Genomic DNA, 12,096 nt, shown 5'->3' on the forward strand with positions numbered 1-12,096 from the left:
CATGCGACTCAAGGCGATCCTCGGCGCGGTCCTGTTGTGCAGCACGCTTTCCGCGTGCGGACTCGAAGTCAACACCGCGCTGCCGTACAAGATCGAACCCGGTTCGATCAAGCCCATCGATTCGCTCAAGGGCGTCGAGGTGACGGTGGGGTCGAAGGACTTCACCGAGAACATCATCCTGGGCTACATGGCCGAGATGGCGCTTTCCGCGGCGGGCGCGGACGTCATCGACCTGACCGACATCAAGGGCTCGAACTCGTCGCGGCAGGCGTTGCTCGCCGGCCAGGTCGACGTCGCGTGGGAGTACACCGGCACCGGCTGGATCAACTACCAGGGCAACGAACTTCCCGTCCCTGGCGGGGAACAGGCGCAGTACGAAGCCACGAAGGCGGCCGACGAGGCGAAGTTCGGCGTCTCCTGGCTGAACTATTCGCCGCTGAACGACCAGTACGGCTTCGCGGTCACCGAGGCATACGGGGCGGCGAACAACCTGAAGACGACGTCGGACCTCGCGGCGTTCCTCAAGCAGAAACCCGACCAGAACGTCTTCTGCCTGGAGACCGAATTCACCAGCCGCCAGGACGGTTTCCCCGCCGCCGTGCGGGCGTACGGCTTCCAGAACCCGGTGATCAAGAACTTCGGCATCGGCACGATCTACTCGGCCGTCGCGAGCGGCACCTGCCCGATCGGCGAGATCTTCACCACCGACGGCCGGATCGCCGGACTGGACCTGCGTGTCCTCGAAGACGACAAGAAGGCGTTCCCGCAGTACAACGCCGTGGCGACGCTGCGGACCGAATTCCTGGAGAAGTACCCGGAAATCCGCGGGCCGCTGGAAGCCGTCAGCGCGGCCATCGACAACGAGCAGATGGTCGAACTGTGCAAACAGGTCGACGTCGACGGCCGTGACCAGGGCGAAGTCGCCTACGAATGGATGAAGAAGAAGGGCTTTATCGGTTAAATCCGTCGAGCGCTGACGAAAAGCGCGCCGAAGGGGCGCCGGGCCGCTTGTAACTCACGTTGGGAGCGGAGGGCGCCCCTTCATCGCGTTTTCGTGGCCTTCGGCCCGAAAGAGGGCGCTCGACGGATGAAGTCTCCGTCGGGCGCGGGGCGCCCTTGGGGAGACCTCTCGGCTCAGTCCGCCGCCGTCTCTGCTCGCTCCGCGCCTCCTCGCGTGCAATGAAAGCGTCCTTCATAGCAAAATTTGCCATGAAGGACGCTTTCATTGCACTTGGGGCTCCGAAGCGGCGCTCAGAGGCCCAGACGGTGAAGGAGCTTCCCCTCCAGCTGGTCCAGCTCTCCGGCCACGGCACGGTGCGCCGCCTTCCGCCGCGCGGCCGGCATCCGCTCCGAAGCGCGAACAGTCGCCGAAAGCTGCTCCAGTGTCCCCTGAGTGTCCTTCGCGAAGGCCGCGTCGGCGTCTGTCGCCTTCGCGGACCTCTTCAGCTCCGCGAGCCCCTGCGTCAGCCCCGCGATCCGCGCGTGCAGCGCGGCACCGCGCCCGCTGTACTCGCCGAGCTGGTCGACGGCGACGCCGAGCTTCTTCGCTTGATAGCGGTCGTACAGCTCCCGTGCGGCTCCTGCCGCCCGAACGGCGTACGGCGCGATCACCGGCAGTACGGCCGGACCGAGCACTTTGGCCACCGCGACGGCGTTTTTCGCCTTCTTCGGGGTGAACCTGCCGTCGCCCTCGATGGCTTTGGCCTTGCGCGCCATGGCACCTCCCACGCTGTGTCACTGACGAACTTACTGGTCCCCGAAGTGGCGGGCATGTCGGCTTGCCGGTCGCCTTCTAGAGTGTTGTCTGTGAGTAACGAGGTGCTACTGGACGCGGGAGCGGTGAGCCGCTGCCGGCGTCGCGTGCACCTCGAACACGATCCGGCGATGCGCGAGGTCCCGCTCGTCCCGCCCGACCCCGCCGCGCAGCAGCGGATCGCCGACGCGTCGGCGCATCGCGAGGCGATCGTGCGGCGGCTCATGGACGCGACAGGGCCCGACGCGAACTGGGTGAAGATCCCTCGCGACCTTCCGGCCACCGAGCGCGTGCAGCTCACTGAAGAGGCCTTCGCCACCGAAGCCCGCTACATCTGGGGAGCGTTGCTTCCCGTGGATCGCGCCGGTCACCGGCGGGGCGGCTCCGAACTCCTCGTCCACACCGGCGCCGGTTACGTGCCGGTGCTGGTCGTGCGGCACCGCATCACCGATCGCGGCGCGGGCGCGCCGACCACGGCGATGACCGACCTCGATCCGGCGCACCGGTTGCCCGATCCGGCGCGCAAGGTCCGCTCGCAGCCGCGGGACCAGATGCGGCTCGCGCACCTCTATCGCATGCTCGAAGCGCTCGGGAAGCACGAGGGACACCGCGCGATCGGCGGCGTCATCGGGCTCGACGCGGACGTCGTCGTCTGGCACGACCTGTCCGCGGCCACGTGGCCGGGTGGCCGGAGCGCGCTGACGGAATATCAGAGCCGCTTCGCCGACAGACTCGCCATCGCGAGCGCGGCCGCCGAAGGCCAGGAGCCGCTCGCCGAACCGTCGCGCGTCCTCGAATGCCGGCGCTGCCCCTGGTGGCCGACCTGCGAGGTCGTGCTCACCGAAACCCGCGACGTCAGCCTCGTCGTCCGCGGGGAGGACGCGATGGAACTCCGCCGCGCCGGGGTGTTCACCGTGGACAAACTGGCCGCGCTCGATCCGGCCGACGAGCCTCCGCCGATGAACTGGACCGGCGGCACCTTCGCCGACGCGATCATCCTCGCGCGCGCCTGGCTCGCCGACCTCACGATGGTGCGCAAGGTCGACCGCATCGAAGTCTCGCGCGGCGACGTCGAGGTCGACGTCGACATGGAGAGCTTCGGTGATTCCGGCGCGTACCTGTGGGGTTCGCTGCTGACCGGCGCCGACATCGGGATGGAGCAGGGCTACCGGGCCTTCGCGACGTGGGAGCCGTTGCCCACGGCGGACGAGGCCCGGTCGTTCGCGGAGTTCTGGGCGTGGTTCACCGAAGTCCGCGAGCGCACGCTCGCCGCGGGGCTGACGTTCCGCGCCTATTGCTACAACGCGCTCGCCGAGAACCGCTGGCTCTTCGGTTCCGCCGACCGGTTCGGCGCATATCCCGGTGTGCCCAAGAAGGCCGAGATAGCGTCCTTTGTGGACTCCGGGGAGTGGATCGACCTCTTCCGCAGCGTCACCGACCAGTTCCTGTGCTCGCAGGGCAAGGGCCTCAAGGTGATCGCGCCGGTGGCCGGATTCGCGTGGCGCGATCCGGAAGCGGGTGGCGAGGCGTCGATGAGGTGGTATCGCGACGCCGTCGGCATGGACGGCGGAATCCCGGACGCCGTCCAGCGGGAGCGTCTGCTGCGCTACAACGAGGACGACGTCCTGGCGACGCACGCGCTGCGGAACTGGATGACCGACCACGCGCAGACGTCCGTGCCGTACATGAACGACCTCTGATCTTCCGTTGACCCGGCGGCTTGCGATCACTCGCGCCGTTGTGGATACTCGCGGACGAGTACTCGTCAACGAGGAGGCGGTGTGAAGCGGCGGAAAGTCGGCAATCTGCTCGCGTTGGCGATCCTGTCGACGCTGAACGAACGCCCGATGCATCCGTACGAAATGGCCTCGACCCTGAAGAGCCGAGGCAAGGACCGCGACATGGGGATCAAATGGGGCTCGTTCTACACGGTCGTCGGCAACCTGCGGAAACACGGCTTCATCGAGGCCGTCGAGAGCGGTCGCGAGGGCGCCCGCCCCGAACGCACGGTGTACCGGATCACCGACGCCGGCCATGACGAACTGCTCGACTGGCTGCGCGAACTGCTCGGCGAACTCGCGCCGGAGGAGCCGAAGTTCGTCGCCGGGTTGTCGGTGCTGGGGTGGCTCGGCCCGGACGAGGTCGTCGCCCTCTTCCGCACCCGGCTGGCGGCGCTGGACGAAGACATCGCCTCGACTCGGGCCGAACTGGCGCGGCTCGTCGCGGAGATCCCGCGGCTGGTGCTGCTCGAACTCGAATACCACCTGGCGATCCGGGTGGCGGAAGCCGAATGGGTCCGCTCGATCCTCGGCGAACTGACTTCCGGTTCCATGCCCGGTCTCGCCGAATGGCGGGCCCTGTTGGCCGAAAGGGGGAGCACCGGCAGTTGAAAGGACCCCGGCGAGGTGTTGCAGCACCCCGCCGGGGCGACGATCCCGCAACCGGAACCCGGCCACGAGACGGCACTTCGAGAATAGCCGGGCTCCGGGAAACCACCCTGGAGTGACCATGACGAACATCAAGGACAGGAAGCGGTTCAAGCTCATCCCGGAGATGGGCGGCGCGCTGGCACGGAACTACGCCCGGCAGCGCGGCACCGAACCGCAGATCGAACTGTGGCGGCAGCAGGCCCGCGAACTCACGGCCGACCTGACAGAAGGCGCGAAAATCCTCGAGGTCGCCTTCGGCCCCGGCTACTTCGCCGTCGAACTGGCGCGGCTCGGATTCTCCGTCACCGGCCTGGACGTCGCGCCGGCCTTCGTCGGAATCGCGAGTGACTACGCGCGAACCCAAGGCGTCGACGTCGAATTCCGGGAGGGCGACGTCGCGGCGATGCCGTTCGACGACGAGTCGTTCGACTTCGTCGTCTGTCAGGCCGCGTTCAAGAACTTCGTATGGCCGGTGAAGTCGCTCGACGAGATGTACCGCGTGCTGCGCCCGGGTGGCACGGCGGTGGTGCAGGACATGAACCGGGACGCGACCGATGGCGACATCGTGCGTGAGGTCGCGGGCATGAGACTCGGCAAGCTGGCCGCTTTGACGATCCGTCAGACGCTCGGACGGCTACGGCGGCGTGCTTACACGCCTGTCGATTTCAGTGGGCTGGTCGCGGAAACCGCGTTCCGGACCGGCGAGGTCACCACCGCCGGGATCGGCCTGGACGTCCGCCTCACCCGTCCCTGAAGTGCCATGAAAGGTCCCTTCCTGGCAAATTTCGCAAGGAAGGGACCTTTCATGGCACGCGGGAGATGCTCAGCGAGGGGCCATGCGCAGCGAGCCGTCCATCCGGATGACCTCGCCGTTCAGGTAGTCGTGGTCGATCAGCGACAGCGCGAGCTGCGCGTACTCGTCCGGCCGTGCGAGCCGCTTCGGGAACGGCACGCCTTCGGCCAGGGAAGCGCGGAACTCCTCGCTCACCGTCGCCAGCATCGGGGTGTCGACGATGCCCGGCGCGATGGTCAGCACCCGGATCCCGTGCGACGCGAGGTCGCGCGCGGCCGGCAGGGTCATCCCGACGATGCCGCCCTTGGACGACGAGTACGCCACCTGCCCGATCTGACCGTCGAAGGCGGCGACCGACGCGGTGTTGATGATGACGCCGCGCGCGTTGTCGGCCAGCGGCTCGGTCTTGGCGATGGCCTCGGCGGCCAGTGTCAGCACGTTGAAGGAGCCGATCAGGTTGATCTGGACGACCTTCGCGTACAGGGCGAGGTCGTGCGGGCCCTTTTTCGAAAGGATCCGCGCGGACGGCCCGATCCCGGCGCAGTTCACCACGGTCCGCAGCGGCACCCCGGACTCGGCGGCGGTCGTGACGGCGGTCCGTACCTGCTCCGGGTCGGTCACGTCGGCCTCGACGTAGGTGATGCCCTCGACCTGCTCGGCGTTGGCGATCGCCCCGGCGAGGTCCAGCGCGAAGACCCGCGCGCCCCTCGCGGCGAGTGCCTTCGCGGTCGCGCCGCCGAGCCCGGACGCGCCACCCGTGACCAGCGCCGCGGTATCGGTGATCTGCATGTTCTCCCTTTCGTCGACAACCGGGTCCAGGTTAACGCTCGTTCGCATATCGGGGGCGCGTGTGTTGGCTCACGTCGATGCGAAGCATGTCGTGAGGAGTATTCGGACCCGAAGCGTTCCGTTCGCTTACAGGTCAACTCCGGCTGTCACCTTCAGCAGCATGAGCACTGCTCGGATCGTGGTGGTGGGGACCGGTTACGTCGGATTGACCACGGGAGCCTGCCTGGCAGGCCTGGGGCATCGAGTCACTTGCGTCGATGTCGACCGGGCCAAGGTCGCAAGGCTCTCCGCCGGACGGGTGGACATCCTGGAGCCGGGATTGTCCGAGCTGGTGTCGAGGGGGCTGACCAGCGGAAGACTCGAGTTCGTGGTCGGCGCGCGCGACGCCGTTCGCGACGCGGAGGCCGTTTTCCTTTGCGTGCCGACGCCGATGGGCGCGGGCGGTTCGGCGGATCTGCGGGCCGTCGAGGCCGTGACCACCGAGATCGGCGACGTCATCCCTTCGGGTTGTGCGCTGATCACCAAATCGACCGTCCCGGTGGGAACGTCGAAGCGTATCCAGGCGATGCTCGGCCGCACGGACGTGCCGGTCGTGTCGAACCCGGAATTCCTGCGTGAGGGCACCGCGGTGGAGGACTTCCTCGGCCCCGACCGGATCGTCGTCGGTTCGGACGACGTCGCGGCCGCCCGCTGGGTCGGCGATCTCTACGCCGACCTCGCCGCGCCGGTCGTCGTCGCCGACGCGGCCAGCGCGGAACTGGTGAAGTACGCGGCGAACTGCTTCCTCGCGATGAAACTGTCCTATGTGAACTCGATCGCCGAACTGTGCGAACGCCTCGGCGCGGACATCGACCTGGTCACCGAAGGCATGGGCCACGACCGGCGCATCGGCCGATCCTTCCTCAAACCCGGCCCCGGCTGGGGCGGCTCGTGCCTGCCGAAGGACACCAGCGCGCTGGTCCGGGTCGCCGAGTCGGTGCAGTACGACTTCACCCTGCTCACCTCGGCGATCGAGGAGAACATCGCACAGCGGGACCGGATCGTCGCGAAGATCGCGGGCGCCGTCGGCGGCACACTGGCCGGTTCGCGGATCGGGATCCTCGGACTGGCGTTCAAGGCCGGGACGAACGACCTGCGCGACTCGCCCGCCCTCGCGGTCGCTTCCGTACTGGGCGCGCTCGGCGCGGAACTGACCGCCTACGACCCCGCGGTCGGCGGCCACATCGACGGTATGACCGTGGTCGACGATCCGTACCAGGTCGCGAAGGCGGCCGACGCCGTCGTCGTGCTGACGGAATGGGACGAGTTCAAACGGCTCGACTGGACCTACGTGGCCGAGCAGATGGACGGTGACTCGGTCGTCGACACACGCAATCTCCTGGACCCACAACGGATCCTGGACGCCGGGTTGTCGTGGCAGGGCGTCGGGCGGCCGAGGGCGGCGCTGCGGCGGAAGGTCGCCGTCTCCTGACCCACCTGCCTCCCGCGGGTGCAATGAGCCTTTTCCAACTTGGTTTGGGTTGGTGGGGTGTGTTGGTGGGCTGGGTATGGCGAAGCTCCTGGTAGATGCGTGGAACGACCAAGAACCATGCACTGCCAGGAGCTTCGCTGTGTTGTCTTACCCCTCGGCGATCACGTTGTCCAGCCAGACACTGGCCGGGTTGACCCGGATCATCCAGCAACACCGGCGCGCGATCAGGTCGCGCTGGCGCCGGCTGTCCTGCCAGCGCCAGGCCCTGCTCGTGCTGGCCCACTTGCGTAACGGCGACACCTACGCCCGCCTGGCCGCCGGATTCCGTATCGGCGTGGCCACTGTGTGCCGCTATCTGCGCGAAACCATCGACCTGCTCGCCCAGCGCGCCCCGTCCCTGACCGCCGCGTTGTGGCAGCTCGCCTGGAGCCACAACAACTACGCCATCCTCGACGGCACCGTCATCCGCACCGACCGCATCGCCGCGAACAAGCCCTACTACTCCGGCAAACACCGCCACCACGGCATCAACCTGCAAGCCCTCACCGACCCCTACGGCCGGCTGCTGTGGATCTCCGACGGACTACCCGGCGCGACCAACGACACCACCGCCGCCCGCCACCACCGCATCTGCGACCTGGCCGACCAGTCCGGGATCCGGCTGCTGGCCGACAGCGGCTACGACAACGTCGCCTACGGGGTGATCACTCCGTACAAGAACCACCGAACCGCCCACCAGCCCAAACGCCCACTCGGACCTGCCTACACACAGGCCAACACAACACTGGCGGCCGTACGCGGCCGAGGCGAACGCGGGTTCGCCACCCTCAAAAACTGGCGAGTACTCACCCGCGTCCGCACCAGCACCCACCGCGTCACCGCACTAGCCAAAGCCATCCTCACCCTCGAACACAGCCTCAGCTAACCAAGATGGAAAAGGCTCAATGAAAGGTCCTTTCCTTGCAAAATTCGCAAGGAAAGGACCTTTCATTGCACCAGGGAGACAAGTTTCATCAGTCCGTCCACGACCTCCTCGGCCGTCGGGCCGTTCGCCGGGTCGAGCATGTGCTGCAGCATCACGCCCGCGTTCAGCGCCGTGGCCACCGTGCCGATCCGCCGTTCGTCCGCCTCGGTGAGGGTGTCCTCGTCGATCCCGAGAAGGTTCGCCGCCATCCCGCGGCGGCCCTCGCGCTGCGCGGCGGCGAGTTGTTCTCGCAGCTCAGGATGATGCTCCGACTGGACGAACGCCTCGATCGAGGCGATCCACAGCTGCCGGTTGCGCCCGTAGGAGTCGATCATCGCGCGCCAGGACGCCGCGTACTGCTCGGACGGCGAGGCATCGGGGTCGACAGCGCTCCGCATTTCGGCCTGGATCTCTTTGCCCCAGTCGTCCATCGCCTGGGAGAACGCCGTCAGCAGCAGGGCTTCGCGCGATCCGAAGTGGTAGCCGATCGCCGCGTGGCTGACCCCGGCGGCCGTAGCGATGTCCCGCACCGTGCTCCGCGACCAGCCCTTTTCCTTCAGGCACTGGATGGCGCCCGCCATCAGGTCCTCACGATTACCCATGCCCACAGCCTAGTCCATGTGGTTTATCCAATTGGTTCAACCAAGTGGATTGACCAAGCGTGCAAATGTGCCGTACGGTCGGTCTCACCACACTGGAACTTCCCAGGAGCAGCCATGACGACCACCGTTCTGATCTCCGGCGCCGGCATCGCGGGCCCGGCTCTCGCCTTCTGGCTTCACAAGCGCGGTTTCGCGCCGACCGTGGTCGAGCGCGCCCCGGCCCTGCGCGAGGGGGGCAGCGCGGTCGATTTCCGCGGTGAGCAGATGGCCTTGCTCGAACGCATGGGAATCCTCGAGGACGTCCGCGCGAGGGAGACCGCGATGGGCGCGCAGGTCATCGTCGACACGCGAGGCAAGAAGGTCGCCCAGATGCCGTCGGTGTTCTTCAGCGGCGAAGTCGAAATCGAGCGCGGAGACCTGACGCGCATCCTCTACGACCACACGAAAGACCACGTCGAGTACGTCTTCGGCGACTACATCACCGGCCTGGACGAGCGGTCGGACGGTGTCGAGGTCAGTTTCGCGCACGGTGAAGCACGCGGATTCGACCTGGTCGTCGGTGCGGACGGCCTGCACTCCGGAGTGCGGCGGCTGGCCTTCGGTGAGGAGGAGCGGTTCCGCACCGACCTCGGTCTGCACACCGCGGGCTTCACCGCGCCCAACCACCTCGGCCTCGACCACCTCGGCCGGCTCTGCAGCGTCCCCGGCCGGACGGTGATGGTCGCCAGCGGTCGCGACCGGTCGGCGCTCAACGTCAGTTTCGTCTTCGCGTCCGGGCCGCTGGAAGTCGGCCGCCGCGATGTCGAAGCGCAGAAGAAAGCCCTCGCCGAGCGCTACGCCGACTTCGGCTGGGAAGTTCCGGCACTGCTGGAAAGTCTGGGTGGCGCCGACGCGTTGTACTTCGATTCGGTCAGCCAGATCCACCTCGACAGGTGGTCACAAGGCCGGGTCGTGCTGCTCGGCGACGCCGCCTGGTGCGCCGGCCCCGGCGGTTCGGGCACCGGGCTCGCGATGATGGGCGCGTACGTCCTGGCGGGTGAACTCGCCGCCGCTCACGGTGACCACGAAGTCGCTTTCGCGCGCTACGAAGAGAAGATGCGTGGTCCGATCAAGGTGTCACAGAAGCAGGCGGCCGGGATCGGCACGTTCCTCGCGCCGCAGACCCGGTTCATGGTCGGCTACCGGAACTTCCTGTACCGGGTGCTGGGGTCGAAACCGATGACGAGGGTGTTCACGTGGCTGACTTCGCGCGCGGCCAACGCGGCGACACTGGAAGACTATGACGCTCCGGTCGCCGCGCGGGGCTAGTTTCGATGGGTGAGGGACCAAAGGAGTTCCGAAAGGCCTGATACGAAGCAGCTCGACGAACGCGGGTCAGGTCACCCGGTTCGTACCCGGCGGGGTGGCCCGGGAATTTCGAAACCGGCGAGATCGCTTACGACCATCGAACCGTCGCGGTGTTGCCGGCCGTTCTGCGCTCTTCACCTTTCGGGACTGAAAAAGTAGTTAGCAAAGCGTAGTATCAGCCGGGTGTTCACGACCAGGCCGGAACTGGCCGGCACCCACGGCATGGTGGCATCGACGCACTGGCTGGCTTCGGCCACCGGCATGGCGGTGCTGGAAAACGGCGGCAACGCCTTCGACGCGGCGGTGGCGGCCGGGTTCGTCCTGCAGGTCGCCGAGCCGCATCTGTGCGGCCCGGCGGGTCAGGTCCCCGGCATCTTCGTCACCGCGGCCGATCGAACGCCGCGCGTCCTCGCAGGTCAGGGAGTGTCACCCGCGGCGGCGACACCCGAGTACTTCGCGGAACTCGGGCTCGACCTGATCCCCGGCAGCGGTCTGCTCCCCGCGACCGTGCCGGGGGCGTGGGACGGCTGGCTACTGCTCCTGCGGGATCACGGCACGAAGTCGTTGCGCGAGGTCCTCGGCTACGCGATCTCCTATGCGCGTAACGGGGTCCCGCTGGTCAGCCGGGTCGGCGACACGATCCGCGCGGTCCAGGACCTCTTCACCGAGCACTGGCCGACGTCGGCGGCGCTCTGGCTGCCGCACGGCGAACCCGCCGAGGGGCTGCATCGCAATCCGGCGCTCGCGGACACCTGGGAGCGGCTGATCGCCGAGGCCGAGTCGGTCAGTGGTCGGGAAGCGCAGATCGACGCCGGTCGTCGGGCGTGGTCGCGGGGTTTCGTCGCCGAGGCCATCGATTCGTTCAGCCGCAAGGCGTTTCGCGACGATTCCGGCCGCGATCACGCCGGTCTGCTCACCGGCGAGGACATCGCGGGCTGGGAAGCGACCTACGAGGACGCGTTGCAGGTCGACTTCGGTGACTGGGGCCTGGTGAAGATGGGCGCCTGGACGCAAGGTCCGGCGTTGCTGCAGCAGGCACGGCTGCTGGACGGCCTGCGCGACGAATTGTCCTATGTGGACGGGATTCCGACGGAACGCACCGTGCACTTGGCCGTCGAAGCGACGAAGCTGGCGTTCGCCGACCGCGAGGCTTGGTACGGGGACTCTCCCGACGTGCCGATCGAGTTGCTGATCTCCCGCGAATACGCGGAAACCCGCCGGGCGTTGATCACCGAAGAAGCGTCCGCCGAACTCCGGCCCGGTGGTCCCTCGCCGCGGCTGCCCGCGCTTCTCGAGAAGCTGCGCGGACTGGAATCCGGCTCCGGCGCGACGGGGGAGCCGACGGTCGGGCCGCTGGGCGAGACCCGAGGCGACACCGTGCACATCGACGTCGTCGACGCGGCCGGGAACATGATCTCGGTGACGCCGTCGGGCGGCTGGCTGCAATCGAGCCCGACGATCCCGGAGCTCGGTTTCTGCCTCGACTCTCGCGGACAGATGTTCTGGCTGGAACAAGGCCTGCCGAACTCGCTGGCGCCGCGGAAACGGCCGCGGATCACGCTTTCGCCGTCGATGGGCCTGCGCGATGGCGAGCCGGTGCTGGCGTTCGGGACCCCCGGTGGTGATCAGCAGGACCAGTGGCAGCTGTGTTTCTGGCTGGCGCACACGCTCGGCGGGCTGAACCTGCAGGAGTCGATCGACTCGCCCGCGTGGCATACGACCGCGTTCCCGAGTTCGTTCCACCCGCGCTCGTGGACGCCGCGGAAGCTCGTGGTCGAATCCCGGCTCGGTCGGTCGACAATAGACGCACTGGCCGCGCGCGGGCACTCCGTCGTCGATGCCGGCCCTTGGGCGCTCGGGCGGCTTTCGGCCGTTTCGCGTTCCGGCGGCCTCTTGCGTGCCGCCGCGAACGCACGCGGAATGCAGGGCTACGCCGCCGGCCGCTGAG

Annotated in this window: 11 protein-coding genes; 8 read left to right on the top strand and 3 right to left on the bottom strand. The window is 67.7% G+C overall.

All coding sequences use genetic code 11. The annotated features are described in order from the left end of the window. Position 1: 1 nt before the first annotated feature. A complete protein-coding gene (locus P3102_RS00445) occupies positions 2–961 on the top strand; it encodes a glycine betaine ABC transporter substrate-binding protein (RefSeq protein WP_276365597.1) in 960 nt (319 codons plus the stop codon). Positions 962–1,251: 290 nt separating this feature from the next. Here P3102_RS00445 and P3102_RS00450 read toward each other — a convergent pair whose 3' ends face one another. Further along, on the bottom strand, positions 1,252–1,716 hold the full coding sequence (locus P3102_RS00450) for a DUF6474 family protein (protein ID WP_276365599.1): 465 nt from the start codon (positions 1,714–1,716) through the stop codon (positions 1,252–1,254). A gap of 81 nt (positions 1,717–1,797) precedes the next feature. Between P3102_RS00450 and P3102_RS00455 the strand changes: the two genes are divergently transcribed. From P3102_RS00455 to P3102_RS00465, 3 genes are all read left to right on the top strand, one after another. Continuing rightward, positions 1,798–3,453 carry a TM0106 family RecB-like putative nuclease gene (locus P3102_RS00455; RefSeq protein WP_276365601.1) on the top strand — a complete coding sequence of 552 codons (1,656 nt, stop codon included), beginning with the start codon at positions 1,798–1,800 and terminating at the stop codon, positions 3,451–3,453. Positions 3,454–3,534: 81 nt separating this feature from the next. After that, entirely contained in the window at positions 3,535–4,143 is a 609-nt protein-coding gene (locus tag P3102_RS00460) for a PadR family transcriptional regulator (protein WP_276365602.1), read from the top strand. Between the two features lie 118 nt (positions 4,144–4,261). Beyond that, a complete protein-coding gene (locus P3102_RS00465; RefSeq protein WP_276365604.1) occupies positions 4,262–4,936 on the top strand; it encodes a class I SAM-dependent methyltransferase in 675 nt (224 codons plus the stop codon). Positions 4,937–5,005: 69 nt separating this feature from the next. Here P3102_RS00465 and P3102_RS00470 read toward each other — a convergent pair whose 3' ends face one another. After that, positions 5,006–5,764, bottom strand: a complete 759-nt coding sequence (locus P3102_RS00470; protein WP_276365605.1) for an SDR family NAD(P)-dependent oxidoreductase — start codon at positions 5,762–5,764, stop codon at positions 5,006–5,008. 160 nt (positions 5,765–5,924) lie between these two features. Here P3102_RS00470 and P3102_RS00475 point away from each other — a divergent pair, with 160 nt between their 5' ends. After that, complete coding sequence (locus P3102_RS00475; protein WP_276365607.1) at positions 5,925–7,235, top strand: UDP-glucose/GDP-mannose dehydrogenase family protein; 1,311 nt, start codon at positions 5,925–5,927, stop codon at positions 7,233–7,235. Between the two features lie 139 nt (positions 7,236–7,374). Next, positions 7,375–8,160, top strand: a complete 786-nt coding sequence (locus tag P3102_RS00480) for a transposase family protein (protein WP_276364141.1) — start codon at positions 7,375–7,377, stop codon at positions 8,158–8,160. Between the two features lie 62 nt (positions 8,161–8,222). Here P3102_RS00480 and P3102_RS00485 read toward each other — a convergent pair whose 3' ends face one another. Continuing rightward, positions 8,223–8,801: a TetR/AcrR family transcriptional regulator gene (locus tag P3102_RS00485; protein WP_276365608.1), complete on the bottom strand. Its 579-nt coding sequence runs from the start codon at positions 8,799–8,801 to the stop codon at positions 8,223–8,225. Positions 8,802–8,915: 114 nt separating this feature from the next. Between P3102_RS00485 and P3102_RS00490 the strand changes: the two genes are divergently transcribed. Both P3102_RS00490 and P3102_RS00495 read left to right on the top strand, forming a co-directional pair. Next, positions 8,916–10,109 carry an FAD-dependent monooxygenase gene (locus P3102_RS00490; protein ID WP_276365610.1) on the top strand — a complete coding sequence of 398 codons (1,194 nt, stop codon included), beginning with the start codon at positions 8,916–8,918 and terminating at the stop codon, positions 10,107–10,109. Between the two features lie 222 nt (positions 10,110–10,331). Beyond that, positions 10,332–12,095 (top strand): gamma-glutamyltransferase, encoded by a 1,764-nt coding sequence (locus P3102_RS00495; RefSeq protein WP_276365611.1) that lies wholly within the window; start codon positions 10,332–10,334, stop codon positions 12,093–12,095. Position 12,096 lies beyond the last annotated feature (1 nt).

The organism is Amycolatopsis sp. QT-25 (assembly GCF_029369745.1).
Classification (GTDB): Bacteria; Actinomycetota; Actinomycetes; order Mycobacteriales; family Pseudonocardiaceae; genus Amycolatopsis.

Coding starts and splice junctions, on each gene's coding strand:
- P3102_RS00445 (WP_276365597.1), top strand. CDS start 2: ATGCGACTCAAGGCGATCCTCGGCGCGGTCCTGTTGTGCAGCACGCTT.
- P3102_RS00475 (WP_276365607.1), top strand. CDS start 5,925: ATGAGCACTGCTCGGATCGTGGTGGTGGGGACCGGTTACGTCGGATTG.
- P3102_RS00490 (WP_276365610.1), top strand. CDS start 8,916: ATGACGACCACCGTTCTGATCTCCGGCGCCGGCATCGCGGGCCCGGCT.
- P3102_RS00470 (WP_276365605.1), bottom strand. CDS start 5,764: ATGCAGATCACCGATACCGCGGCGCTGGTCACGGGTGGCGCGTCCGGG.
- P3102_RS00465 (WP_276365604.1), top strand. CDS start 4,262: ATGACGAACATCAAGGACAGGAAGCGGTTCAAGCTCATCCCGGAGATG.
- P3102_RS00485 (WP_276365608.1), bottom strand. CDS start 8,801: ATGGGTAATCGTGAGGACCTGATGGCGGGCGCCATCCAGTGCCTGAAG.
- P3102_RS00450 (WP_276365599.1), bottom strand. CDS start 1,716: ATGGCGCGCAAGGCCAAAGCCATCGAGGGCGACGGCAGGTTCACCCCG.